The 24,522-nt window shown below is 64.4% G+C and carries 27 protein-coding genes; 8 read left to right on the top strand and 19 right to left on the bottom strand.

The window, feature by feature from the left end; translation table 11 throughout:
- Positions 1–15: 15 nt before the first annotated feature.
- From FFS21_RS17755 to FFS21_RS17740, 4 genes are read right to left on the bottom strand one after another with little or no spacing between them, the layout of a single operon-like run.
- Positions 16–1,653 carry a carboxylesterase/lipase family protein gene (locus FFS21_RS17755; RefSeq protein ID WP_137926091.1) on the bottom strand — a complete coding sequence of 546 codons (1,638 nt, stop codon included), beginning with the start codon at positions 1,651–1,653 and terminating at the stop codon, positions 16–18.
- A 29-nt stretch (positions 1,654–1,682) separates the two neighbouring features.
- Positions 1,683–2,441, bottom strand: a complete 759-nt coding sequence (locus FFS21_RS17750; protein ID WP_137926090.1) for an enoyl-CoA hydratase/isomerase family protein — start codon at positions 2,439–2,441, stop codon at positions 1,683–1,685.
- Positions 2,442–2,476: 35 nt separating this feature from the next.
- Positions 2,477–3,229, bottom strand: a complete 753-nt coding sequence (locus FFS21_RS17745; RefSeq protein WP_137926089.1) for a glutathione S-transferase family protein — start codon at positions 3,227–3,229, stop codon at positions 2,477–2,479.
- A 19-nt stretch (positions 3,230–3,248) separates the two neighbouring features.
- Positions 3,249–4,229 carry a quinone oxidoreductase family protein gene (locus FFS21_RS17740; RefSeq protein ID WP_137926088.1) on the bottom strand — a complete coding sequence of 327 codons (981 nt, stop codon included), beginning with the start codon at positions 4,227–4,229 and terminating at the stop codon, positions 3,249–3,251.
- Between the two features lie 202 nt (positions 4,230–4,431).
- On the opposite strand from FFS21_RS17740, the gene FFS21_RS17735 reads away from it, so the two are divergent.
- Entirely contained in the window at positions 4,432–5,622 is a 1,191-nt protein-coding gene (locus FFS21_RS17735; RefSeq protein ID WP_137926087.1) for a CaiB/BaiF CoA transferase family protein, read from the top strand.
- A 36-nt stretch (positions 5,623–5,658) separates the two neighbouring features.
- The gene (locus FFS21_RS17730) at positions 5,659–6,645 is read left to right on the top strand and encodes a Bug family tripartite tricarboxylate transporter substrate binding protein (RefSeq protein WP_249359474.1); all 987 of its coding nucleotides are present in this window, start codon (positions 5,659–5,661) and stop codon (positions 6,643–6,645) included.
- Between the two features lies 1 nt (position 6,646).
- Here the strand turns inward: FFS21_RS17730 and FFS21_RS17725 are convergent, their stop codons facing one another.
- The 10 genes from FFS21_RS17725 to FFS21_RS17680 form a co-directional block, all read right to left on the bottom strand.
- Positions 6,647–7,348, bottom strand: a complete 702-nt coding sequence (locus FFS21_RS17725; RefSeq protein ID WP_137926086.1) for a GntR family transcriptional regulator — start codon at positions 7,346–7,348, stop codon at positions 6,647–6,649.
- A gap of 127 nt (positions 7,349–7,475) precedes the next feature.
- The gene (locus FFS21_RS17720) at positions 7,476–8,105 is read right to left on the bottom strand and encodes a DUF2894 domain-containing protein (RefSeq protein WP_137926085.1); all 630 of its coding nucleotides are present in this window, start codon (positions 8,103–8,105) and stop codon (positions 7,476–7,478) included.
- Positions 8,098–8,742, bottom strand: a complete 645-nt coding sequence (locus FFS21_RS17715; RefSeq protein WP_137926084.1) for an OmpA family protein — start codon at positions 8,740–8,742, stop codon at positions 8,098–8,100. Before FFS21_RS17715 ends, FFS21_RS17720 begins: the two co-directional genes overlap by 8 nt.
- Complete coding sequence (locus FFS21_RS17710; protein ID WP_137926083.1) at positions 8,739–10,907, bottom strand: DUF802 domain-containing protein; 2,169 nt, start codon at positions 10,905–10,907, stop codon at positions 8,739–8,741. Before FFS21_RS17710 ends, FFS21_RS17715 begins: the two co-directional genes overlap by 4 nt.
- A 21-nt stretch (positions 10,908–10,928) precedes the next feature.
- Positions 10,929–11,630 carry a DUF3348 domain-containing protein gene (locus FFS21_RS17705; protein ID WP_137926082.1) on the bottom strand — a complete coding sequence of 234 codons (702 nt, stop codon included), beginning with the start codon at positions 11,628–11,630 and terminating at the stop codon, positions 10,929–10,931.
- Positions 11,631–11,754: 124 nt separating this feature from the next.
- Positions 11,755–12,072 carry an NIPSNAP family protein gene (locus tag FFS21_RS17700; RefSeq protein WP_137926081.1) on the bottom strand — a complete coding sequence of 106 codons (318 nt, stop codon included), beginning with the start codon at positions 12,070–12,072 and terminating at the stop codon, positions 11,755–11,757.
- 33 nt (positions 12,073–12,105) lie between these two features.
- Positions 12,106–13,080, bottom strand: a complete 975-nt coding sequence (locus FFS21_RS17695; RefSeq protein ID WP_137926080.1) for a Bug family tripartite tricarboxylate transporter substrate binding protein — start codon at positions 13,078–13,080, stop codon at positions 12,106–12,108.
- Positions 13,081–13,238: 158 nt separating this feature from the next.
- The gene (locus tag FFS21_RS17690) at positions 13,239–14,180 is read right to left on the bottom strand and encodes a helix-turn-helix domain-containing protein (protein ID WP_249359472.1); all 942 of its coding nucleotides are present in this window, start codon (positions 14,178–14,180) and stop codon (positions 13,239–13,241) included.
- On the bottom strand, positions 14,177–14,407 hold the full coding sequence (locus FFS21_RS17685) for a hypothetical protein (RefSeq protein WP_137926079.1): 231 nt from the start codon (positions 14,405–14,407) through the stop codon (positions 14,177–14,179). The genes FFS21_RS17690 and FFS21_RS17685 overlap by 4 nt, the downstream gene beginning before the upstream one ends.
- A 142-nt stretch (positions 14,408–14,549) precedes the next feature.
- A complete protein-coding gene (locus tag FFS21_RS17680) occupies positions 14,550–16,682 on the bottom strand; it encodes a TonB-dependent receptor (RefSeq protein ID WP_249359470.1) in 2,133 nt (710 codons plus the stop codon).
- Positions 16,683–16,768: 86 nt separating this feature from the next.
- Here FFS21_RS17680 and FFS21_RS32050 point away from each other — a divergent pair, with 86 nt between their 5' ends.
- Positions 16,769–16,957, top strand: coding sequence for a hypothetical protein (locus FFS21_RS32050; RefSeq protein ID WP_160472631.1), 189 nt, complete (start codon positions 16,769–16,771; stop codon positions 16,955–16,957).
- Between the two features lie 121 nt (positions 16,958–17,078).
- On the opposite strand, the gene FFS21_RS17670 is transcribed toward FFS21_RS32050, so the two are convergent.
- On the bottom strand, positions 17,079–17,753 hold the full coding sequence (locus FFS21_RS17670) for a hypothetical protein (RefSeq protein WP_137926077.1): 675 nt from the start codon (positions 17,751–17,753) through the stop codon (positions 17,079–17,081).
- 268 nt (positions 17,754–18,021) lie between these two features.
- Between FFS21_RS17670 and FFS21_RS17665 the strand changes: the two genes are divergently transcribed.
- Entirely contained in the window at positions 18,022–18,537 is a 516-nt protein-coding gene (locus FFS21_RS17665) for a hypothetical protein (protein ID WP_137926076.1), read from the top strand.
- Between the two features lie 3 nt (positions 18,538–18,540).
- Here FFS21_RS17665 and FFS21_RS17660 read toward each other — a convergent pair whose 3' ends face one another.
- A complete protein-coding gene (locus tag FFS21_RS17660) occupies positions 18,541–19,473 on the bottom strand; it encodes a LysR family transcriptional regulator (RefSeq protein WP_137926075.1) in 933 nt (310 codons plus the stop codon).
- A 113-nt stretch (positions 19,474–19,586) separates the two neighbouring features.
- On the opposite strand from FFS21_RS17660, the gene FFS21_RS17655 reads away from it, so the two are divergent.
- The 4 genes from FFS21_RS17655 (at position 19,587) to FFS21_RS17640 (ending at position 22,257) form a co-directional block, all read left to right on the top strand.
- Positions 19,587–20,594 carry a zinc-binding alcohol dehydrogenase family protein gene (locus FFS21_RS17655; RefSeq protein ID WP_137926074.1) on the top strand — a complete coding sequence of 336 codons (1,008 nt, stop codon included), beginning with the start codon at positions 19,587–19,589 and terminating at the stop codon, positions 20,592–20,594.
- 60 nt (positions 20,595–20,654) lie between these two features.
- Positions 20,655–21,308, top strand: a complete 654-nt coding sequence (gene nfsB / locus FFS21_RS17650) for an oxygen-insensitive NAD(P)H nitroreductase (RefSeq protein ID WP_137926073.1) — start codon at positions 20,655–20,657, stop codon at positions 21,306–21,308.
- 232 nt (positions 21,309–21,540) lie between these two features.
- Complete coding sequence (locus FFS21_RS17645; protein ID WP_137926072.1) at positions 21,541–21,753, top strand: hypothetical protein; 213 nt, start codon at positions 21,541–21,543, stop codon at positions 21,751–21,753.
- 36 nt (positions 21,754–21,789) lie between these two features.
- Positions 21,790–22,257, top strand: a complete 468-nt coding sequence (locus FFS21_RS17640; protein ID WP_137926071.1) for an OsmC family protein — start codon at positions 21,790–21,792, stop codon at positions 22,255–22,257.
- Between the two features lie 74 nt (positions 22,258–22,331).
- On the opposite strand, the gene FFS21_RS17635 is transcribed toward FFS21_RS17640, so the two are convergent.
- From FFS21_RS17635 to FFS21_RS17625, 3 genes are read right to left on the bottom strand one after another with little or no spacing between them, the layout of a single operon-like run.
- Positions 22,332–23,114: a class II aldolase/adducin family protein gene (locus tag FFS21_RS17635; RefSeq protein ID WP_137926070.1), complete on the bottom strand. Its 783-nt coding sequence runs from the start codon at positions 23,112–23,114 to the stop codon at positions 22,332–22,334.
- Between the two features lie 16 nt (positions 23,115–23,130).
- Positions 23,131–23,505: a RidA family protein gene (locus FFS21_RS17630; protein WP_137926069.1), complete on the bottom strand. Its 375-nt coding sequence runs from the start codon at positions 23,503–23,505 to the stop codon at positions 23,131–23,133.
- 7 nt (positions 23,506–23,512) lie between these two features.
- Entirely contained in the window at positions 23,513–24,499 is a 987-nt protein-coding gene (locus FFS21_RS17625) for an NAD(P)-dependent oxidoreductase (RefSeq protein WP_137926068.1), read from the bottom strand.
- Positions 24,500–24,522: the final 23 nt, after the last annotated feature.

Raw genomic sequence — 24,522 nt, 5'->3', positions numbered from 1 at the left:
GCTGGGGGGCGGGGCCTACATCTGCCTTGCCCAATACTCCCTGAACGCGCGCCGTGGATCGTCCTGTGCCTGTGTGTGCGCGGCATCCTTGTCGAACACGAGCGTGCTCCGCTTTGCCGTCGTATAGGCGGGCCATTGCGGCGTGCGCGCGTTGTTCGGATCGCCGGTTGCAGCGAACTGCACCCATGCGCTGGCGAGTTGATCGGTCATGCGAAGGTTCGTCTCGCTGGGACCGTTCAGGCCCATGCGGATGTCGTGCAGGCTTGGGCCGATATCCACGCCGTGCGGGGCGCCATAGCGGCCGCCGTATGCGGGGCTGGGCGTTTTCCACAGGTAGGTCCACACCGGGGCGCCGCCCTTCGTGGCGAGGGTTGCCTTGCGGTCGGCCTGCAATTGCGCACCGCGTCGGAATGTCATGTCCGTGTCGAGGCGTGCTTGCAGCACGAATGGCGTGGCGTGCGGGTCTTCGTCGCGATACATCTTCAGCAGGCGCGCGGCGTCTTCACCGACGCGGGCTTGCGCGAACTTCAGCAATCCTGCGTCATCGAGATCGAAGTTGATCTGCCGGTATGCGCGCTCATCGAGCGTGGTGCTGATGATCATCGGCACCGACGACGAGATGGCGGGCGCATCGGGATCGAAGGGATGGCGGGGAATGGCCACGCCATCCACCACTGGCGAGAACGCACGCGGGGCTTCACCCTTGGCGCGGTCGGCTTTCTCGAAGAGTATCTGCGCGGCCAGCAACTGCTGGAAGGGCATGGTGTGGAGCCGGTCGAGCGATGACTTGCCAATCTGTAGCACACCGAGATACTTCTCGGCGATGGTGGCAGATTGCGCAGCCGTCATGGTGCGGATGCCCGAGCCGCTCATGACGCCCGCACGATGAAACAGGCCCTGCGCGGAAGGCATGGCCATCAGCGTGCTGGTTTTCAGACCGCCACCTGACTGGCCGAAGACAAGTACGCGCGATGGATCGCCGCCGAACGCGCTGACGTTTTCGCGTATCCAGCGCAGCGCCGCCACGATATCGAGCATGCCCGTTGCACCGGATTGCGCGTAACGCTCGCCGCCCACTTCGGCCAGATTGAGATAGCCGAAGGCGCCGAGGCGATGGTTGGCCGTGATGAAGACTGCATCGCCAAAGCGCGCCATCTTCTCGCCATCGAACTGCGGCGAATTGCCCGACCCCGCATAGAAGCCGCCGCCATGCAGATGCACAAGCACCGGGCGCTTTGCAGATGAGGAAGGCGAGGGCGTCCAGAGATTCAGGACAAGGCAGTCTTCGCCCATGCCACCGGGCTGCAGGTCGTAGGCGATCAGGTCCGCGTAGGCGATCCGACGATCCGCGGGCATTTGCGGGGCGTAGTTGCCGTAAGACGTGGCGTCGCGCACGCCGGTCCACTTTGATACCGGCTGCGGCGGCTGGAAGCGGTTGGCTCCAGACGTATCCGCACCGTATCGCACGCCCTTGAATACGTGGATGCCGCCCGACTTCAGCCCGCGCACCTTGCCGTCGGCGGTCTCGACGATCGAGAACACCGAGCTTTCATCCAACCCCTGTGCGGAGGTAGGAAGAGTCGTGGTAGCGGCGAGTGCGCCTGCAGTGGCGAGCCACTGGCGACGCGTGAAAGTGGGTCCCTGATTGCCCATGTTGTCTCCTTGTTTTTTGTTCTTTGCGATTACCGGCCCAGGAAGTTCGGGCGCCGCTTTTCTTTCCACGCCATGGCACCCTCGCGAATATCCTCCGACTGGGTGGACCTGCGGATGTCGTTGGCCAGTGCCTCCGCATCGAGCGTACCGCAGGCGATGGCATTCAGATGCCGCTTCATGCCTTGGACGGCCAGCGGCGCGAGATCGGCGATGGTGTCGCTCAGCGTATCCACGCGCGCCTGCAGGGCGTCCTGCGCGACCAGCTCGGTCAGGAAGCCGCATGCCAGCATGTCCGAGGCTTGAATGCGCTCGGCGGTCAGGAACAGTCGCTTCGCATGGTTCAGCCCGAGTCGCGTGACGTAGCGGCGCATGCCGCGTTCGTAGAAATGCAAGCCCAGCCGCGCCGCGGGCATGAACATCTCCGTGGCATGTGTGCCGATCCGGAAGTCGCAGGCGAGTGAGAGGTCGGTGCCGCCCCCGTATACGCCGCCCTGGATTTCCGCGATGGTGACGGCGCGGCAGTCTTCGACCGCATTCACCAGCGGTTCGAATCCGACGCCGCGTTGGCCGGCGGCGAGCTTGCCGATATCGAAGCCGCTGCAGAAGTACTTGCCGGTGCTGCGCAGTCGCAGGACGCGCGCTTCGCTTTGATTGACGGTCTGTACGTGCTGGTGCAGCGCCTCAAGATCGTCCGGGCCCAGCCGGTTGGCAACATCGGGACGGCGCAACGTCAGCGTGGCAATGTGGCCTTCGATGTCGAGCGTGGGCAGCGAGCCTTCGTTTTGCATAAGCGGTCTCTGAAAGAAGTTGTCGATCGGGCTTTCTATTGCGCCATCGCGCCGCGCGCCTGCAGGGCAGCGTCAAAGCTGTCGATGCGAGCGAGCGAGAAGGCGGGGCGATGCTGCATCCGTCGCCACCAGTCCGCGACGGCGGGCGCCGTATCGGATGACAGCGCATTCGGCGCAAGTTCGGCAATGCGTGCGATGAACGGCACGGCGGCGATGTCGGCGAGCGAGTAGTCATCGCCCATCAGCCATGGTTGACTGCCCAGTGAAGTCTCCATCTTTGGGATCAATGCGAGAAGGCTTTCCAGTGCCTGGCGCTTCTCGTCGTCGGTGTAGGGCTTGCGGGCGATGCGCAGCCAGGCTTCGCGCCGCGATGCCGTCGGGATTCTCGCCAGCCGCGTGGCCAGCGCATCGTCGCTCCATTGCGAGGCCACCGGTTGCAGCGCCAGGCTCCAGTTGAGGATCAACAGGTGGGGCAGTGCGTGGTCGTCGGTCCAGCGCACGAAGTTGCGCATCTGCGCGCGGACATAAGCGTCTGCGGGACGTAGCGAGGGCGTCGGGAACGTCTCGTCGAGGTATTCGCAGATGGTGGAACTCTCGTAGAGAAAGCGGCCATCGTCGAGGACCAGCGCGGGCACCACGCCATTCGGATTCATGGCGAGAAACGCGGGAGAGTGGTGTTCCTGCGCGGCGAGATCCACCGGCACGCTCTCATAGGCGATGCCCTTTTCTGCGAGACACAACCGTACGCGACGCGAGGCACTGGACAGCCATCCATGGAATAGCTTCATATGTGGCGTCCTGTCGTGATCAAGGAATCAGTACGGTCGAGCCGATGGTGCGGCGGCTCTCCAGCATCTCGTGTGCAATCCGCACATCGTCGAATGCGAATCGTTGGCCCACTTCAAGCCGTAGCGCCCCGGCGGTCACCGCATCGAACAGCACCTGTGCCGCGCGCCTGAGCGATGCCGCATCCGCAATAAAGGTTCGCAGCGTGGGCCGCGCCACGATCAGCGACCTGGCATGCAGGCGTTGCAGATCGAATGCCTCGACATCGCCCGACGCGGTGCCGTAGTTGATGGCCATGCCGCATGGCTGCAGACACTGGAGCGAGGGCAGGAAGACGTCCTTGCCCACAGCGTCGTAGACCACCGCCACGCCCTTGCCATCGGTCAGCTTCAGCACTTCACTGGCGAAGTCCGTATTCCGGTAGTCGATCACGTGATGGCAGCCGTGATCCAAGGCGACCTGGCGTTTGGCCTCGCTGCCCACCGTGCCGATCACCGTGGCGCCCAACGAGCGCGCCCATTGCGAGAGCAGAACACCCATGCCACCGGCTGCGGCATGCACCAGCACGACATCGCCGGGCTTCACCACGTAGAGCCGCCGCAGCAGGTATTCGGCGGTGAGGCCGCGCAGCAGCGTGGCACCCGCTACGTCGAGCGGAATATCGTCAGGCAGTGCGACGACACGATCCGCCGGCACATTGCGGACGACCTGATACGCGCCGGGATACATGTAGGCCACGCGCTGCCCCACCTGAAATCCGTCAACCCCTGACCCGATTGCCGTGACCGTTCCCGCGCCAACCGAACCCAGCGTGACCGGAAAAGGCGTGGCGCTGTGCGGCCCGTGCGCGCCCCGGCGCTGATAGATATCGGCGAAATTCAGGCCGATAGCGGCCTGCGCGATCTGGATTTCACCGGGGCCAGGGGCATCGACGGTGACCGTGCAGCGTTCCAGTACGTCAGGTTCGCCGTGTTTCGCTATACGGAATGCCAGTGTCTGCATACGGAGAATCCATGCTTGGACTTGTTCTTGGGGCGGCCGGAAACATGCGGAACGGTGCGGATATATCGATGCATGGAACCGGGAAAGCGCTGCCATCGTAGAGCAAAGGCGGCGAATTCGCATCATGGTAAGTCCGTATACGTATTCATATGAGTGTTATCCGTATACTTTTGCGTCGATTGTCACAGGATGAGTTCCACCGATGCGCACAGAACTTCCATTAGCCGGCACCACGGTCCTCGACCTTTCCATCGCCCGAGCCGGTCCGGTCGCCGTCCGTCTGCTGGCGGATTGGGGCGCCGATGTCATACGTATCGAACCGCCGCCGCTGCGCGATCGCGGTTCGGTGACTGGACGCAGGCGCGGGTCGGATGAGCAGAACCTTCACCGCAACAAGCGCAGCCTCTGCCTGGACCTCAAGACGCCGGAAGGGCGCGAGATCTTCCAGTCGCTCGTGGCGAAGGCCGACATCGTGGTGGAGAACTTCCGCGCCGTGGTGAAGGAGCGGCTGGGGCTGACGTACGAGGCGCTCAGCGCGATCAATCCGCGCATCATCCTGGCGAGCATCTCGGGGTTCGGGCAGGACGGCCCGTATTGCGAACGGCCCGGACTGGATCAGATCGTCCAGGGCATGTGTGGACTGAGTTCGGTCACGGGCATGCCGGGGCAGGGACCGGTGCGCGTGGGGATTGCGATATCGGATACCACGGCGGGCATGTTTCTGGGGCAGGGCATCCTGCTGGCGCTGCTGCATCGCGAGCGTACCGGACGCGGGCAATGGGTGCATACCTCGCTGATCGAAGCCATGCTGAACAAGCTGGATTTCCAGGGTGCGCGCTATACGGTGGAGGGCGTGGTCCCGACGCAGCAGGGCAACGCGCATCCCACGCTTGTCCCCATGGGCACTTATCGTTGCCAGGATGGCGTGGTGAACATCGCGGCCAGCACGGATCGGATGTGGAGCAACTTCTGTGAGGCGCTGAATGCCGACTGGCTGCTTGCCGATACCGCGCTGCATACGGCGACGGGGCGCATCGAACATCGGGAGCGCGTGGAGGCGGGCATCGAGCGATGCATCGCCGGGTTCTCCGTGAACGAACTCACCACGCGGTTGAATGCGGCCGGTGTGCCGTGCGGGCCGGTGCTGGATATCGGTGAGGCATTCGAAGATCCGCAGGTGCGGCATCTGGGCATGACGCGCCCTGCAGAGCATCCGTTATTGGGATCGCTGTCCTTGCTGCGTTCTCCGATCAACCTGTCGGCAGCGCCGCATCCCGAGCAGTTCGACAGTGCCGCGCCGGATCCTGGCCAGCACACGCACGACATATTGCGATCGCTGGGTTTGGACGACACGACCATCGAACGGCTGCGCGAGAGCAACGTCGCGGTCTGACGCGGACCGATCCGCGAACCGAGGAGGCAACAACACATGACAAGAAGACTGTTGAAGATGCGCGCTGCGCTGGTGGTATCGGCCAGCATCGCCGCAGGGATGGCGCCGCTTGCCGCGCGTGCCGATGACTACCCGAACCGGCCGATCCGGTTGCTGGTCGGCTATACGCCCGCAGGCGCGGCGGATGTTGTGGCACGCGTGCTGGGCGAGGCGCTGTCGAAGGAACTGGGCCAGCCCATTGTCGTCGAGAACAAGCCGGGCGCCAGCAGTACGCTGGCCTCCGTTGCGCTGGCAAGCGCCGCGCCGGACGGCTATACGCTTGGCCTGGCGACTGCCACGCTGTATGGCATCGACCAGCATCTCTTCAATGCTCGCTACAAGAGCGATGCCTTCACGCCCATCACCCGGCTGACGGTTTCGCCGCTAATCCTCGCGGTCAATCGGAATCTTGGCGTCTCGGACCTGAAGGGACTCATTGCCAAGGCGCGCACCAAGCCCGGCGCGTTCAACTATTCGTCGTCGGGCATCGGTGGATCTCCCCATGTGGCAGGCTTGCAGTTCGAGAAAGCCACCGGCGTGCCGATGACACACGTGCCATACAAGGGCGGCGCGCCGGCGCTGCAAGCGGTTGCTGCAGGAGAGGTTCAGTTGTCGTTTGGCACTGCGGCCTCGGTCCTGCCGATGGGCACGCAAGGCATGATCAAGATGATTGGCGTGACCACGCCCAAGCCGTCGGAGGTAGCGCCCGGATTGCCGTCGCTGGCGGAGTCAGGCTTGCCCGGTTTCAACTTCACGTTCTGGTTCGGGCTCTATGGCCCGGCGGGTTTGCCTCCGGCGATCCGGGACCGGATCTTTGCCGCGACGACGAAGGTGATGGCCGATCCGCAGATCCGCGCGAAGCTGGCTGGCAATGGTAGCGAGGTGTCGTTGTCCCCGTCGCCGGCAGAGTTCGGCAAATGGGCCGCCGCCGATGGCAAGAACGCGCTGGAGCGGATCGTTCAGGCTGGCGTGAAGCTCAACTGAGCTATTCGATGTCGGATAGGCCGCGCGTGCGCTTGCGCGTGTCGGCCTCGGCGGGCATCGAGGCGATCATGTCCGCATAGACGTCGCCGCCCGTGGCGATGTGCCGGATCATCGCGTCGCCTGCTGCATCCTCGCTGCCTTCGAGAATGGCGCGCATCACGTGTCCGTGTTCCTCAAGCGATGCCAGGATACGCGCAGGCTTCTGGAAACGCAGATCGCGCATGCCGCGCATGCGTGCGCGCATCGTGCGGATCTGGCGCGACAGGATGTCGTTGCAACTGGCTTCGTAGATCACGCGATGAAACAGGTCGTTTGCGGTGCGATAGGCATCCGAATCCGCAGTTTCCGCCGCGCGCTTGCAGGCTTCGTAGGCATCCTGCATCTGTTGACGCTGCGCCGCAGACATACGCCGCGCAGCGAGCCTCGCCGCGAGGGCTTCGAGTTGCACGAGGATCTCGCTCATGGCAACGTACTCGCGCAACGAGATCGACTTGACGATTGCGCCCTGGCGCGGCACCAGATCGACCAGCCCAGCAGACTCCAACTGGATCAGCGCCTCGCGCACGGGCGTGCGCGAGACATTGAAACGTGCCAGAAGCTGTTGTTCTTCCAGCTGACTGCCGCTGGGCAGCTTGCCCGAGAGAATGTCCTGCTCGATGGCGGTGCGGATGGTTTCGGACAGGCTCTTCTTTTCTTCTGGCATGTGGGCGGGGAAGGACACAGGATGCAATGCCGAGCATATTACTACGGGCGTTTCGCTTTGTATGCGCGACGCGTCGCTATGTGTACGCCAACGCCGTCCACGGCCTTCATCCACCGCGCGCAGTTTCCTACGCGCTCGGCGCCTTGCCCGCCTTCGCACGCGTCCTCTTCTCAGGCACGAGCGAGATCGTGTGCATACCTTCCAGCCATGCCAGGGCATCCACGTACGACAGGAACTGTTCGAGATAGCCGGGCGAGACTTCCTGCATCAGCGAGAGCGCGCGATGCACGAGTTGGTTCGTGTTCAGCGGTCCTGCGTTTTCCGGTACGACGGCCTGTGATTCGCGCAACTGGCGGTCGACACTGACGCGCGCGAGTGTGTCGCGGAAGTAGTCGGCCAGCGCCGGTTCTGCGGCGTGGAGGCGATGCGGTGCGTTGGCGGCAGGTGCTGCCATCGGATGCGTGCGCGCACCGAGTCGTCTCGTGAGTGCTGCGAGGTCGGCGAGTGCGGGGGATGATGGCGTGGAGGATTCGGTTGGTGATGTCTCGGTCGAGGCGCGCGTCAATGCTTCACGATACTCGGCAACCAATTGCGCGATACGCGATTGCAGCAGCCGTCCCGTTTCGCCGTTGTGGTCGCGTGCACGTCTCGCCATTGCTTCGATCAGGCGAAAGCGTACCGGGTCCAAACGATCGGCGCCGCTGTCGCGCCAGTCGTCGAGCAGGGTGTCGTGATCGCTTGCGGCTTCGCTATGCATGCGGTTTTGCATCACCCGACACTCTCGGCACCGGCGCGATTTCCACGCGACGATTCTTCGCGCGGCTCTCTTCGGTGGCGTTCGATGCCACCGGCTGCTGCGCGCCAAATGCCGCCGAGAAGATCGAGGCAGCGGGCACGCCTGCATCGATCAGCGCACGGGTCACGGTGAGTGCGCGCTGGGCCGACAGCTCGAGGTTATCGGCAAAGCGACGGTTGCCTTCGCGCACCTGCTGATCGTCGGTGAAGCCGCTCACCATCAGGATTTCATCGCGTGCGCCAAGATAGGCCGATAGCGGCTCGGCCAGGCTCTTGAGCAGGGTGCGGCCTTCCGGCTGCAACTGGTCCGAGTTCAGCGCGAACAGCACATTGCCGCTGATGCCGATACGCCCATCCTTGAGCGTGACGCGGCCAGCCGACAGCGGTCCGGCAAGCGCCTCTTCCAGCGTCTGGCGCCGTTTCAGTTCTTCCTGCCGATGCTTGACCTCGTTTTCCAGGCGCGCTGACAGCTCCATCTGCACGCCGATGACACCCAGCAGCACCAGAACGAAGGCGCCCAGCATGACCGACATCAGGTCACCGAACACAGCCCAGACCGGAACGGTCGGCTCTACGCCAGCATCGAAATCGTCCGTCATGCTGCCTCGGCGCCCGCCTGCTGCGCGGAGAATTGCTGCAGGTTCTCCAGGATCTGCTTCTGCGACAGCATGCTGAGATCCACCACTTCACGCGCTTGCGCCACGTAGTAAGCCAGTTGTTCGTCGCTACGCGCCATCGACTTGTCGAGCGCGCCTTCGATACGGATCAGGTGCTCCGCGAGTTTGTCGTTCGATGCGCTGAACTGTTGCACGGCTGCGCCGAATGCCTCGCCCAGGCTCGCCACCTCTACCGCACTGCCGGTGACCTGCGCGGCGATGTCATCGAGCTTGCCCGTCTCCTGCGCCACCTGTTCGGTGAAGCGCGTGCCCACGCGTTCCAGCAGGTCGGCGGTGGTGGTGACGAGTCCGTCAACAACGGTGCGTTGTTCGGTGGAAGCGTGGTTCACGGCGTCGAGCAGGGTGCCGAGAGTCTCCAGCAGGCGACCACGTTCCTCCAGCATGACGTTGTCACGCGCCATGCCGTCAGTGAGTTTCTGGCGCAGTTCGGCGATGACATCGGCGGCGGCCTTCGGCGCCTCGGTGGCAATCTGCGCAAGACGCGCGACCTCGGCAATGGTGCCGCTGGCTTGCTGCTGCGTGTGCGTGGCAATATCGGCGGCGGTCTGGGTGAGGGCGTCGCGGATCTCGCGCTGGTGATCGGCCGATTGCGTGCTGGCCTGCTGCCATTGCTCGCGCATCGTGGCGGCCATGGCAGCGAGCGTTTCGTGCCAGGCGGTGAGGCGTTGTTCGTCGCGCGTGGCGAGGGCCGTCTGGCGTGCAGTTTCCTGCGCGGCCAGTTGCGATTGCAGATTCGCGTGCCCTTGGCTGACCGTATCGGCGATACCTGCCGTGTGTTGCGCGAAGACCGTGGAGGCTTCGGTCATGGCCTCGCGGTTGGCGCTGGCGAGTGCTTCGCCCGTCTGTTCGAGGCGCGACAGGGCGGTGTCCCACGTCTGCGCTGCACGTGTGGTTGCCGCATCAAGACGTGTGCCGATGCCATCGACCAGTGCTGCCGAGCGCTGCGCGAAGGTCTCGGTGTAGCCGTCGAGCGACGTGCGCAGGTCGGAGGTCAGCGCAATGTTCGCTTGCTGTTGATCGGCTAGTGCGCTGCGCAAGGTCTCGGCAACGGTGGTTGTGGTGGTGTCGAAACGCGTGGAGACACCGTCGAGATGCTGCTGAACGGTTTGCATCAACGTCACCTGAATCGACTCATGCAGCGTATCGCGCACGGTGTCGCGCAGTGCGGTGGCTTCGCGCGCAAGGCCCGCCATCGTCGTGTCCACGGCTGGCTGGATCGCTGCGCTGGCCGCACGGGCACTGTCGGCAATGCCTTCCTTCAACGATTGCCCCACGGTATCGGCGAGCTGCGCATAGGCGATGTCGGTACGCGCATGGAAGGCGTCCTGGCTGGCCGACAGGCGCTCGCCGAGTGCTTCGCTCTGTCGGGTCATCGTCGCGGCCATGGTATCGAGCCGATCCACAAGTGCGGGCATCAGTTCGGCCTGTCGTTGCAGCAGCGCGAAGACCGTCTCGTTCTGGTGATGGCGGGAATGCACGCGCAGCGTGGTGGCGATGCGCGCGTCCAGCCGCTGGGCTGCCTGCATGCGTTCGCGGCGGGCAAGTGTCGAGAGCAAGCCCAGCATGGCCGAGGTGGCCACGCCTGCCACCGATGTGCCGAACGCAAAGCCAAGGCTCTTTACCGGTGCCGCCAGCGAGGCGCGGATGGCCTGCAGGTCGGCGGCACTCTCCAGCGCCACGCCGGTGGTGCGCAGCGTGCCCACCATGCCCAGGAAGGTGCCGAGCATGCCCAGCAGCACCAGCAGCCCTACGATATAGGGCGTCATCGACGGCCCGGGCAGCGCAACGCGCTCGCCTTCCACGCGCAGACGCACGGCATTGCGCAGGCTCGGATGCAGACGATCCAGCCACGCGCCAAGGTTGGCCGGTGGCGTAGTGAGATCGGCCAGTGCAGCGGTCAGCGTGGGCGTGGCCTTCCGATAGCGGTGCAGTTCCAGCGCGCCGCCGACGTAGAAGCCGCCGATCAACAGCGTGACGGCCAGCGCCAGCGCATTCGTCCCGGCATAACCGAAGCCGACCCAACCCACGACGGCCAGGCCTGCCAGAAAGACTACGGGTGCGACGAGTGGTGTGAGTTGTCTGTTCATATCTTTCCAATCGTCAATCGATCAGTTCTCGCGCAAGGCAGCGAGCAGTGCATCCACGGGCTGGAAGCGGATCTCCAGCTCGGCCAGCAGCACGCTCTGCATATCCGTGCGAAACACGTTCAGCCACGCGCCTTCCGCGCCGCGCAGCCTGGTGAAATGCGGTTCCAACATGCCGGGCACGGCGGCCAGCACGGCCTGTTCGCGTGCGCCGAGCACCTGTTCCATGACCGAATCCAGCATCGCCAGCCTTGCAGCCTGCGGCGATTTCGATGCCAGCGCCGTGCGCAGTCGCGCGCGCAGGCCAGCAATCTCGCGCTCCATCTGCATTTGCAGCGTGACGTAGCGCTGGCGATGGACGGCGAAATCCACGTCGACCGGATCGGGCGCAATCTGACGCGCCGGCATGCGGCGACGGCTGTCTGACGAGGCGCCTTGTCCGGTAATCGCCACGGTCAGCATGTTGCGCACGTGTGTGCCGGCGGCGTCCAGGTTCACGCTGGCATTTCCGCGCACCGGTGCGCGGGACGGCACATCGGCCGAATGGCTGCCCGGCGGGGTCGACAGGGCGGTTGACAGCGCAATGGCGTCGGTCCAGCCCAGCCACCGGCTCATCACGGCGGACAGCGATGGCGCGGCGCCGGAGGTTCCGGCGTCGGTCAGGCGCGCCAGCAGGCGGAGCAGTTTCGGGCCGCTGAAACCCGTGCGCTGTGGCACTTGCGTCATGTCGGCAGGATGAAAAAAGGGGGGAGTTTACACGGTCGCGGACGCGGGGCACAGCAATGAAAAAAGGGGGGAGCGCGATGCTCTCCCCTTCAGGACTACAGGTGATGCGGGTGAATGCCGGTATTTACGGCTGGAAGAACGACACCGGCGTCATCAACTTGTTCTCCTGGCTGATCAGGTAGCCCGCTTCGGCGCTCATCTTCAGGTAAGTTGCCCAGGCCGGGTCCTTCTGCAGCGCCTGGCGCTTGGCTTCGCGATCGGCGGCGCTGTCATAGACCCAGATGTGCATGTAGCTGTTGACGTTGCCGGTCTCGGTCTGCAGGTAAGCCAGCGGCTTGCCAAGGTGCTGGCTCTGGACCGCGAACCCATGTTCGGCGTACAGCGCCAGGTGTTTCTTGATCGTGCCGGGATGGCAGGTGTAGGTGCGGACGTCGAACAGCATGGGTTACCTCGGATTAAAAGTCATTCAGTAAATTCAGTCGACGGTGGCGCCGGACTGTTTGACAAGCACGGCCCAGCGCGTCACTTCCTGGTTCACGTACTTCTGGAATGCTGCCTGGTCGTCGCCCACGGGGTCGGCGCCAAGACCTTTGAGTCGATCCTTGACGGCGGGGTCCGCCACGCTCTGGACGATGGCGTGGGAGAGTTTCTCCACGGCCGCCGGTGGCGTGCCAGCCGGTGCGAACAGGCCGAACCACGAGCGCGCGGTCATGTTGGGGAACGGCGTCTCCGAGAAGGCTGGTACGTCCGGCAGCGCGGCGTGGCGCTTGTTGCCGGTCACGGCCAGTGCCTTGAGCTTGCCGCCCTGCACCTGCGAGAGCACCTCGGGCAGGTTGGCGAACATGACCTGGACCTGACCGCCCATCACGTCATTGAGCGCCTGCGAGCCGCCCTTGTAGGCGACGTGTGTCATCTTGGCGCCCGCCAGCGTGCTGAACTGCTCGCCGGCCAGGTGGGATGCGGTGCCGGTGCCGCCCGATGCATAGTTGACGCTGCCTGCATTCTTCTTCGCATAGGCGGCGAGTTCGCTGGCGGACTTGACCGGTACCGAGGGGTTGACCACCAGCAGCAGCGGGACCGAGGCCAGGTTGGACAGGCCCACGAAGTCCTTCGTGAGACTGTAGTTGAGCTTTTGATAGAGCGAGGCGTTGATGGCGTGGCTCGACGTGGCCATCAGCAGCGTATAGCCATCGGCATCCGAACGCGCAGCCGCAACGGCGCCGATATTACCGTTGGCGCCGGCCTTGTTTTCCACCACGACTGACTGGCCGAGCCGGGCGGACATGGCCTGTGCCACGGTGCGCGCGATCACATCGGTGGCGCCGCCAGCGGCGAACGGCACGATGATGCGCAAGGGGCGATCCGGATAGTCCGCCATGGCGTTGAAGGTCGTGATCGCCAATGCGGCGGCCACGGCAAGGCCCCGCAACCGGGCGGTTGCTTTGAACATGTCTGTCTCCTGTGCCTCTGGTTTTCTTATGACATGCCGATGCGGGAGTGATCCCCGGCGTTCGGCTGCACCATGAGCACAGACTGTACGCAATCGCGTGGCAGCGGCGTTAGGACGGATCAGACGTTGTATTGGACTTTTTTGCGCGTCAGTCCAGATCACTCCAGCGGGCGGCAATATTTCTTGCGGAAATCGCCCGGTGTCAGGCCGGTCTGCTTCTTGAAGAAGCGGGCGAAATAGGCGGGGTCCTCGATATTCAGGCGGAAGGCAATCTCGGCGATGCCCGTTTCGGTATTGCTGAGCCAGCGCTTGGCTTCCAGCACCACGCGCTCCTGCACCACCTGGCTGGCCGTGCGCGCCACGGTTCGCTTGACCGCATCGTTCAATTGGCGCTCGCTCACGCTGAGCGCCTCGGCGTACTGGCCGATGGTATCGAAGCGCAGGTAGTGCGTTTCCACCAGCACGGTGAAGCGCCGCGTCAATGCCTGGTGCGGTCCGATATCGGTGGCGTGATCGTCGTCGGGAATCAGGCGGCGCAGGCGTGTGAGCAGAATCAGCAGGCAGGCCTGCACCACATCGGTAAAGCCAGCGTGCCGATCGCGCGCCTCGCGGTCCATCTCGTCGAGCAGTGGCAACATGCTGTCATGCTCGGCCTGCGAGAGATACAGGGCGCTATTGCCGCGCGTGGGATGGAAGAACGGAAAGCGGGCCACGTCGTCGGCACGCGGGAACATGCGGGCGAAGAAGTCCGTGCTGAAGTTCAGCACGTAGCCGTAAGGCTTTACCGATGACATCCACGCATGGACCTGCCCCGGGGACAGAAAGAAGACCGAGTGGTCGCGCACATCAAAATGCGCGAAGTCCAGCATGTGCGTACCGCTGGCCCGGGTCATCCAGAGCAGGTGGTAGTAGTTGTGCCGGTGCAGGAAGCCGCGCGGAATATCGTCCCGATCCTCCAGTTTCACGAGATCGAAATAGAACGATCCGTCGCCCGCGAAATCGGAGGTCTCGAAGGTGGGAAACTCGCCGGTGGGGCTGGAGGGTTTGGTGCCCGCCGGAAGCAGCGGCTCGACGGACGGGCGTCGTTGCCCCGCTGTCACGCCGATGTGGACGGTTTGTCGAACGCCGCCGACACGCGGGCCTGGACGCGGTCCATGACTTCCAGCATCGCCGCGTCTGCCTCACCGCTCGCCGTCACGCCGGTGGCGTCCTTCGGCTTGGCGCCAACGGGATGAAACACGAAAGTCGCGCCGAACTCCTTGCCAGCTTCCTCGCGCAGGCTCTGGTTCAGTGCTTTCAGGTACTTCTTCTTGGTGGCCTTTCTCATCGCCTGGTTTCCTGTGATGGGTAATCACCTCGTGGTTGAGGTATCAACGTTGTTGGCAGGAGCCGGATCTGACCCGCGAAGAGATAGTAAACGCCGGTTTGCCCGGGCGGCAACCCGACGTGTAGCTGGTACGCCCAAAGCCCTAGAACTTGTAGTTCACCGACACCTCGAAGCGCCGGCCCGTGCCTTGCAGCCATTGCGTTGGGTTGTAGTAAGCCGTGGTGGCGTACTGGCGGTCGAAGATGTTGAAGCCGCGCAGTGACAGCGTGGTGTCGCGGCGGGGGCGCCATTGCAGCAGCACGTCGGTGGTGGTGTAGCCCGGCATCTCCAGCGTGTTGGCGCGATCCGCGAAGCGGCGGCCCACGTAGCGGATACCGGTGCCGGCCGTCCAGCCCGGCAGGAAGCGCCAGGTCAGCCAGACATTGGCCAGGCGTTCCGGCACGTCGGTAGGCACGTTGCCCGCGCGCGAGACGGGGGTGCCGCCCACCGATTCCGTGAAGTCGTCATAGCGCGCCTGCAGCAGCGCCGCGTTGGCATCGACACGCCAGCCCGGCAGGAATTCCACGCCCACCGTGGCCTCGATGCCCTTGGTGGACTGCTCGCCCACCTGCACGCTGAGCGAGGGGTTCAGCACGTCGCGCGTGACCAGGTTCTTCTTGACGATGTGGTACGCGGCGAACGTCCACTCGCCCTTGTTGTCGAGGAAGTTCTGCTTGACCCCGGCCTCGACCTGCCGGCCCGTGGCCAGCCCGAAGTTGCTGTTGGCCGGCGAGAGCATCAGCAGTGCGCTGACCGGATCGGCCGCTTCGGAATACTGTGCATAGATCGCGAGGTTGCGCGTCAGGTTGTAGACCGTGCCAGCACGCCAGCCTACGTTGGAGAAGCTCTTGTCGTATGCCTGCTGGTTCGTCACCAGGTCATGGCGCCGGATATCGGCATGGTCGTAGCGCAGGCCGGCCAGCACCGACCATTTCGGCGTGATCTCCAGCCGGTCTTCGGCGAAGAACGCATATTGCGTGGCCTCGTTGTTGTACTTCGGCGCCGTGCCCGCCACGTTGATGAACGTGCCGCGGTCGAACGCATAGGGGTCTACCGTGGACGTGCCCGAGTAGGGCGAGTTGTTGGTGTGGCGGAACGATGCGCGGTTGACGTCGAAGCCGGCCGAGATCGTGTTCTTCATGCCGCCCACGTCGTGGCGGTACGTGGCGCTGGTGGTGTTGCCCACCTGCCACTGGTCGTGCAGGATTTCGGTATAGCTGGAGCGCTCGATCAATCCGCTGGCGGGCAGGTAGTTGTAGTACTCGGCGTTGCGCCAGTGTCGTTTGCTGTCGATGTAGTAGAGCCGCGACTGCACGGTGAGGTTGGCGCTGGGCGTCCACTTGGCCGCGAGCTCCGTCCACTGGTCGTCGAACTTGATCTGGCTGTCGGCCACGTTGTAGTTCTTGCGACGCAGGCTGTCGTCCTGCTGGCCGTTGACGAGCGGCACGCCGAAGTACCGCTCGGGTTCCTGCCATCCCTTGGCGTAACTGAGTTTCAGGCTCAGCTCGGGCGTGGGATCCCATTGCAGCGCGCCCGAGAGCGTGAGGTCGCGCGAGTTGCCGAAATCGACCCAGCCGTCCGAGCGGTTGCCGCTGACGTCCAGCCGGTACGACCATTTTTCGTTGATCGCGCCGCCGCTGCCGATGCCCAGCCGCTGCGTGTTGTTGCTGCCCACCGTCGCCTGGATCTCGTTCTCGATGGGGCCGCGCGTAGGCTTCTTCGGCACCACGTTGACCACGCCGCCGATGGCGCCTTCGCCATAGATGACCGAGGCCGGGCCGCGTAGCACTTCAATGCGTTCCACGGACCAGGTATCGAACGGAAAGGTCACGCCGATGCCGCCGTACTGGCGCGTGCCGTCGTACAGGCGCATCACCGACGACGCATCGGTGAAGCCGCGCGCCGAGAGCGCGGAGCCGCCGTTGCCCGGGTGGCCGAGGTTCGACAGGCCGGGCGCGCGGCTGACAGCATCGACCACCGATGCGTCCCCGCGCTCCTCGATCTGTTCGCGCGTGATGACATCCACGCTGGCCGGCGTCTGCATCGGCGTGAGACCGAGGTTGGAGCCGACCGAGGCAGGTTCCTGCAGCACGGTGGGCGCTGTGGCGGCGGTCACCGTGACGGGCGTCAGCTCATGCACCGGGGCTTCCGTGCCTTGAGCATAGGCGGGACTGAAAGCGGGAACGCCGAGCATCGCCACGGCGGCGGCGATAGCAGTTTTTCGGATAACGATCATTGGCCTGCGGCATTGCGTGCCGCGCGTGGTGCGGGCACGTTCATGAGAGAGCAGGCATTGTATGAATGCGCTGACAGGCGGCCTATGTGACACGACGCCGCACTGTGGAACGCGGCGCGCCGCGCATGGTCTTTCAGCGGCGCAGTCTGCGCCAGCCCACCACGACACCGCTGACCGACATCACAAGGCCCACGATCGACAGCAGCCACACCACGATGTCCCATGCCGGACGGTGCTGCGTCAGCGAGACGAAATCCCAGCTATGCGCCGCGTGATGCCACGCGCAGGACCGGAAACTTGCGTGTCTGGTGATGGCTGTTCCGCACGATCGGTGTCGCGCATGATCTCGCCGGGGCGCGGCACGTTGCCGCATGGCCCCCGGCGGCCACTGGCAAATCAGAACAGCACTTCGGCGACGTCGATCGACTCACGCGGGAAGATGTTCTGCCACACGCCGTTCTTCTTTTCGGCGGTCAGCGGCAGGGCGCCTTGCCACGCTTGCGTCAACGGGGCGTTCTCATAGCCCACGCGCAGCTTGTCGATGGCTTCGCGGTATTGCGCGGTGTTCCAGCTGCTCTTCGAGGCGCGCTGCAGGAAACCCGAGATCTTCTCCGGCGGGCTTACCACCTTGCAGTCGAACGCCACGCTGACGGCCAGCATGTTCTTCGGTACGTCTTGGGTGATCGGCTCGGACTTGCCGACCGTGCATACCGAACGCTTCTGCGCATCGCGCACGCTTTGCATCAGCTTTTCCACTGCCGGCACGAGCGCAGCCTTGTCTTTGTCGGAGAGCTTCACCTGCTCCAGCATCACCGGCGCCAGATCCTTGGCGTAGTCCTTGTCGGCCTGCACCGTGTCCGGGATGTTGATGAAGTCGCCATCGGCCTTGTTGGCCTTGCGCACCGGGCGCGTGTAGTCGTTAAGCGACTGCATGGCTGCCGTGTCCGAAAGAACCAGGGTTCGGAGGAACAGGTCCGTGACGGCCTCGGGCGTGGGCTTGGTGGCGGCGTGCGCGGTGCTGGCCACGGCCAGCGCGGCCACGGCGAGGGTGCGGAGGGACTTCGCTTTCATTGCTGCTTCCTGATGTGATGGCGCCTTGTGACGCCTTTGCTACGAGCGGACGGCGGGCCGTCCGGGCAGGGCGTCACGCATTGGCTGGCAACGCACCATGCGTGTGCATCATAGTTATCTTTATGCGCCACGTCTACGCTACAATATGGCGAAAACGCCATATTTATCACGGCTCTTCGGCGCTTTGGTTTTGGCGAATCAGCGTTAGGCTGCGGGGCTTTCCGTGGGCCGGGGCGATTCGCTCGGGCGCCAGGCCGTCTCCTCCGTTATGCCAATCAAGACCTTCACGCTTCCTCTCATTGCCGCCACATTCGCCGTGGCAGCCACGTTCGGCAATGCCGCACCGGCGCAGGCCAACCCGGCCACAGCCGCAGCAGCGGAGTATCTGCCCGCCAAGGCCGATTTCATCGGCAAGTGGAAAATCTACGGCGCAACGGTGCGTCCGCCATCCGATCTCGGTGCTCCCGCCACGCCGGAGCAGACGGCCGCCGCGTACACCGGGCAGCGGATGCTATTGAGTTTCTATCGGGCCTTCGACTACCTGGAGATCGACGCGGATGGCCGTTTCAACTTCCATCAGCCCGGAGACCAGACAGGGGACCGTTGCGTGTGGTGCGGCACGTGGTCGTTCCACAACGATTCGCTGTGGCTGGACCTGCCGAACGCGCCGCGCCTCGATATCTATGCGAAGGGCGGCAAGATGCAGATGACCTATACCTCGGAAATCGGCGAATCGTCGCGGTTCAAGTGGCAGGTCGTGGGCTGGGAGAAGGTCGGTCAGTAATGTTCAGACGCCTTGATAACGCGTATGCACCGCGAGCCGGTTGCTGATGGCCTGCAACCGCTCGCGCAGCGCCGCGTGCAGGTAGCGCACGGCGGGCGAGAACTGCCGCCGGTGCGGGCAGATCAGGTTTAGCGGCACCGGCTCTCCGGGCTGGTCCGGCAGCAGGAGTTCCAGCCGGCCCTGTTCCACGTCGTCGCAGACATCGATCCACGATTTGTAGGCGACGCCCCGTCCATCGATGGCCCAGCGGCGCGCAATTTCCGCGTCGTCGCATAGCAGCACACCTTTGACCGTGATCTGCCGGCGCATGCCGGCGGCCGGAAACGTCCATCGGTCGTAGACGCGGCCACCCAGCACGAATGGCAGGCACTGGTGCATCAGCAAGTCGTCCAGCGCGGCCGGCCGGCCATGCCGCTGCAGGTAGTCGGGCGAGGCCACCAGCACGCGCCGGTTGTGCTCGGCCAGCGGCAGGGCCACATAGGTCGCTCCCTCGTTCACGCCGTAGCGGATGGCGATGTCCACGGGATCGCGGAACACGTCGGTCACCTGGTCGGAGACCGACAACCGCAGCACCAGCTTAGGATGCGCCTCGCGGAACGCCGTGAGCATCGGCAACAGGACATTGCGGCCAAGGTCAGAGGGCGCGGCGATCTTGAGCGTGCCCTGCAGCGCCTTCTGCTCGCCATGCAGGCGGTCGCGGCCTTCTCTCAGCGTGGATAGCACTTCATCGGCATAAGGCAGGTACTGCTCGCCCTCGGCAGTCAGCCGCAGGCTGCGCGTGGAGCGCGCGAACAGCCGGATATCGAGTTCCTTCTCCAGCCGCTGGATGGCTGCACTGACCTGCCCAGGCAGCAGATCAGCCTCGCGCGCCGCATTGGAAAAACTGCCCAGCGCGGCGGTGCGCACGAAAAGCTGCAAGTCTTCGAGTCGGATCATTTTCACGCCAGAAGAGAAAGTCCTGCCCGATTCTCCCAGTTTTTAAATAACTCCGCAGTGGCGAAGATGCTGTCCATGCCTCGCATCCCATCTACCCGGCCCGGAGAATTTCAATGAAAGCCATTGTCTACAGCCAGCACGGCCTGCCCATTGCAGATCCCAAATCGCTTTACGAAGCCGAGATTGCCCGGCCCGAGCCCGGTTTGCGCGACTTGCTCGTGAAGATCCAGGCCATTTCCGTGAACCCGGTGGACACCAAGGTTCGTGCCGGTTCTCCCACCGATACCCCGCGCATCCTCGGCTGGGATGCCGTGGGTATCGTGGAAGCCATCGGTCCGGATGTCACACTGTTCCAGCCCGGCGACACCGTCTACTACGCCGGTTCGATCACGCGCCCCGGAGCCTATGCCGAGTATGGGCTGGTCGATGAGCGGATCGCCGGACGTAAACCGACGACGCTGTCGGATGCCGATGCCGCCGCGCTGCCGCTGACATCGCTTACCGCCTGGGAGCTGTTGTTCGATCGCCTCGGCGTGCCGGAAGGCGGCGGCGAGGGGGCTTCGCTGCTGATCGTCGGTGCGGCCGGTGGCGTGGGATCGATCCTGACGCAGCTTGCGCGCAAGCTGACCAAGTTGCGCGTGATCGGCACGGCCTCGCGTCCGGAGACCGAAGCATGGATCCGCGAACTCGGCGCGCATGACGTGATCGACCACACCCGGCCATTGCTCGAAGGGCTGCGTGCAATGGGCGCGCCGCAAGTGGAATACGTGGCCAGCCTGACCCATACCGACGACCACTATCCCCAGATCGTCGAGGCGCTGGCGCCGCAAGGCCGGCTTGGCGTGATCGATGACCCGAAGACGCTCGATGTGGTGCCGCTCAAGCGCAAGGCCGCCTCGCTGCATTGGGAACTGATGTTCACGCGCTCGCTGTTCGAGACGCCCGACATGGTGCGCCAGCACGAGATCCTGAATCGCGTGGCTGCGCTGGTGGACGAGGGCGTGCTGCGCACCACCATCGGCGAGCACTTCGGCACGATCAACGCCGAGAACCTGCGACGCGCCCATGCGTTGATCGAAAGCAGCCGCGCTCGCGGCAAGATCGTGCTCGAAGGCTTCTGAGCCGCCGCGCCAATCCGGTAATCTCCCGCTTTTTTAGTTTCCATCCAGACAGGACGATCCATGGACTTCAACGACGCCGTACTTTCCCGCCATACCGTCAAGGCTTACGAAGGTGGCCGCAGCCTGCCGCAGGAGCAGGTGGACAAACTGCTGAACTGGCTGCATTTCAGCCCGTCCTCGGTGAATTCGCAGCCGTGGCATTTCGTGGTGGCATCGACGCCGGAAGGCCGCGAGCAGATCGCGAAGGCCACGACGGGTGGCTTTGCCTACAACCATCCGAAGGTCACCGATGCCTCGCACGTGATTGCGCTGTGCATGCGTGCCGACCTCGATGAAGCGCACCTGAATGCGGTACTGGCGCAAGAGGCCGCTGATGGCCGCTTCAAGGACGACGCCGCGCGTGCCGGCCAGGACAAGAGCCGCCGCGGCTATGTGGACCTGCACCGCTACGCGCTGCGCGACGTACCGCAGTGGATGGAGAAGCAGGTCTACCTTGCACTGGGCGGGTTGCTGCTGGGCGCGGGCATGCTCGGCATCGATGCCACGCCGATGGAAGGCTTCGATGCTGCCGCGCTCGACGAGTCGCTGAAGCTGCGCGAACGCGGCCTCACCAGCGTGGTGCTGGTCTCGCTGGGCTATCGCAGCGAGAAGGACTTCAACGCCGGACTGCCGAAATCGCGCCTGCCGAAGGAAGCGGTCTTCACGCATATCTGAGGCGCCAGCCAAAGACGCTTCCCGCACAGAACTTGTGCGGGGCACGCCTCTTGGTAAGCCCACCCTATCCGAAAGGATAGGGGTGGATACGCAGGCGGTTGGGGTGGCTCTTCCTCATGTACAGCAGTCAGGAAGCGGCGCGGCGGATACGATGTTTCCCTGTTGTCGGGGCCGTCTTCGGGCGGTTTCAAGCCCGACTGAAACGTCCATCGATTCCTCGTGAGGAGCAGGCATGAGTCTCTGCGCAACGACCAAGTCCACATTCCTGGAAACCAGCCGCCGCTATCTGCTGACCGGCGCGATTGCCGGCACCATCGGCGGTGCCTTGACCGGCGCCCTGATGCTTGCCACGCCGCTCGGCGATGTGCTGCCTGGCAATATGGTTCAGGACGTGGCGTCGCGCGCCATCGATGCGATGTCCGGAGGCATTCTCGCCCGGCTATGATGGCGGTCTCCCACCCAGGCCGACCAGGAAACCATCGTGGCAAACCGCGAACATCACTACCGTGTCAACGTGCAGTGGACCGGCAACACCGGCTCGGGCACCTCTTCATACCGCAGCTATCGTCGTGACTATGTGATCCGGGCTGGTGCCAAGCCGCCGATCGACGGTTCGTCCGATCCCGCTTTCCTTGGCGATCCCGCGCGCTGGAACCCCGAAGACCTGCTGGTGGCCTCCGCATCGGCCTGCCACAAGCTCTGGTATCTGCATCTCTGCGCGGAAGCCGGCATCGTCGTGCTGTCCTACGAGGACGAGGCGCACGGCACCATGCGCGAAGGCGAACGCGGCGCGTTCACCGGCATCGTGCTTCACCCGCGCGTGGTGATCCGTGCAGGCGACGACGTGGCACTGGCGACGCGCCTGCATCATGATGCGCACGACAAGTGCTACATCGCCAATTCGTTCAACTTCCCGGTCGACTGCGAGCCGACCATCGAGACGGCCTGACGTTCGTAGCCTGCCGCAGGGCGGCCCCGACACGTGCATCGTGCCGGGGCCGCCCTTGCCGTCGCCACGCCGGATCAGCAGCGATAGTCGCCGCCATCCCGGTCCAGCAGCCGCAGCAACGCTGTCCATTCGCGGTCCAGGTGGACCGTGTCGAGATAGGCGTAGTCATCGTGCTGCTTTGCCGCGTGCTCGCAGACTTCGGGTGAAGGGATCGTGACCTTCTGGCCCATGGACAGCGTCTGCACCTGGATCTCGCAGGCACGGTTCAGGTAGAACATGCGCGTGAACGCCTCGGCTACCGAGCGTCCCGTGGTCAGCAGGCCATGGTTGCGCAGGATCAGGTAGTTGGCATCGCGCATCGACGCCACGATGCGCGAGCGCTCGTCGAGATCCAGTGAAATCCCCTCGTAATCGTGATAGTTCACGCGGTTGTAGAACTGCATGCTGATCTGGTTCAGCGGCAGCAGTCCGCATTCCAGCGCGGCAACGGCCATGCCCGCATCGGTGTGCAGGTGGACCACGCACTCCACATCGTGACGGCTCTGGTGCAGGGCGCTATGGATCGTGAAGCCCGCGGCGTTGACCTCGAAGCGGTTGTCGCCGATGGGCCGGCCTTCCGTGTCGATCTTGACCAGGGCCGAGGCCGTGATCTCGTCGAAGAACCAGCCGTGGGGGTTGATCAGGAACTGGTCGGTCGTGCCCGGCACGCGCACCGAGATGTGCGTGTAGATCAGGTCCGTCAACTTGAACTTGGCGGCCAGCCGGTACGCGGCGGCCAGTTGCACGCGTACCGCCCATTCCTCGTCGCCGATATTGAGCGGCTTGCGGTTGCGATGCGGATCGGTCGTGGAAATCATGATTTGGGTCCCTTCGTTATGCCAGCAGGGCAGTGATGACGATCTCGACGCGGTAGGCGGGGTCGGCCAGTTCCACCTTGCCGCAGCAGCGCGTGGGCGTTTCGCCAGGAGCCACCCAGGCGTCCCAGACCGCATTGAATCCGTCGAAATCGGCCATGTCGGCCAGCCAGATCTGCGCAGTCAGCGCGTGGCGTTTGGCCGTACCTGCCTCGGCCAGCAGGGCGTCCACCTTGGCCAGCGCCTGGCGCGCCTGCACGGCGATGTCGCCAGTCTTGTCGTCGGCTACCTGACCGGCCAGGAAGACCATGCCGTTGGCGATCACGGCGCGGCTGCGGCGATGGTTCTGGTCCAGGCGCGTGATGGGTGCGGTCGATGCGGAAGTATGGGTCATGGCGGGTTCAGGCTTGCGTCTTGACGATGCGGCGGCAGTGGTCCAGCGCGGCGCCGATCAGGTTGTTGTTGGCTTCGGGCGTCCGGAATGCCGAATGGGCGGACAGCGTGACATTGGGCAGGGTGGTCAGGACGTGGCCGGCGGGCATCGGTTCCACCGTGAAGACGTCGAGCCCGGCATGGGCAAGCTTGCCGCTTTCCAGCGCCGCGATCATGGCGGCCTCATCCACCAGCGCACCGCGCGCCGTGTTGACGAGGATGGCGCCATCGCGCATCGACGCGATCCGCTCCGCGGTGATCAGGCCACGCGTTTCGTCCGTCAGCAGCAGGTGCAGCGAGACCACATCGCTCTGCGCCAGCAGGGAATCCAGCTCGACAAACTCCACGCCGTCGTGGGTCTTCGGCGTGCGGTTCCATGCGATGACACGCATGCCGATGCCGCGCGCCAGCCGCGCCAGTTCCTGCGCGATACCCCCGAAGCCCACCAGACCCAGCGTCTTGCCCGTCAGTTGCAGGGCGTCCGAGCGCAACCAGTTGCCGGCGCGCATCTCGCGATCCATGCGCCCGAAATTTCGCGCCGCAGCCCACATCAGCCCGAACGCGCACTCGGCCACGGCCGTGTCGCCATAGCCCTTGATCGTATGCACGGTGATGCCGATGTCCGCGAGCTCCTCGGGGTTCATGTAGCTGCGCGGGCCGGTGCCCAGGAACACCACGTGCTTCAGTCCCTCGCACTGCCGGGCAATGTCGGTGGGCAGGTGCGTGTGATCGACGATGGCGATGGGCGCGCCGGCCAGCGCTGCGGGCAGCTCGGCAGGGGTGATGTTGGGCTGGCGGTTGATGGTCAGCGGCAGATCATCGGCCCGGTGCAGGCGTGAAGACACTTCCGCCAGTGTGGGATTGGCGTCGACGAATACGGCGCGCCATGCACCAGTATCGGTCGAGGGATTTTCGGAAACAGTGCGGGAAGCGACGGCGGAAAGGGTGGAAGTCATTGTTTCTGCTCGGCAATGAATGG

It is taken from the genome of Cupriavidus sp. 2SB (assembly GCF_005503625.1).
In the GTDB taxonomy this organism is placed as follows: Bacteria; Pseudomonadota; Gammaproteobacteria; order Burkholderiales; family Burkholderiaceae; genus Cupriavidus.
This window is presented reverse-complemented; position numbering and strand designations above follow the sequence as displayed.